Origin of the sequence: Vibrio sp. 10N.222.55.B11 (assembly GCF_041473705.1) — a bacterium.
In the GTDB taxonomy this organism is placed as follows: Bacteria; Pseudomonadota; Gammaproteobacteria; order Enterobacterales; family Vibrionaceae; genus Vibrio; species Vibrio crassostreae_C.
The window spans coordinates 1-329 of record NZ_JBFRST010000029.1; the positions used below are offsets into that span (position 1 = coordinate 1).

Genomic DNA, 329 nt, shown 5'->3' on the forward strand with positions numbered 1-329 from the left:
CATGCTGCCACTCAAGAGCAGTTAAATGATACGCGTAAAGAACTCGATCAGAAGATCGAAGCGGTTCGTCATGACCTTTCAGATAAAATTGAAGCGGTTCGTAATGAGCTGAAATCTGATATTCAAGGGGTACGGAATGAGGTCCTGGGGGTTCGTAATGAAGTGAGTTCCCTTAAAAACCTCATTATTGTTACTGCCTTCGCTATGATTGCGACTGTAGCCGGTGCGGCGTTTTGGGTTGGTAGTCATATCAACGTTTAATGTTCAAATATGTTTTCTGAAATGCCTCTTATCCTAGAGGCATTTTTTTTACCTCGTGATTGCTGTGT

At 42.6% G+C, this 329-nt stretch carries 1 protein-coding gene; it reads left to right on the top strand.

The window, feature by feature from the left end:
• Positions 1–261: DUF1640 domain-containing protein (locus AB4503_RS11650; protein WP_372114729.1), on the top strand; the 261-nt coding region annotated here is incomplete at its 5' end.
• Positions 262–329 lie beyond the last annotated feature (68 nt).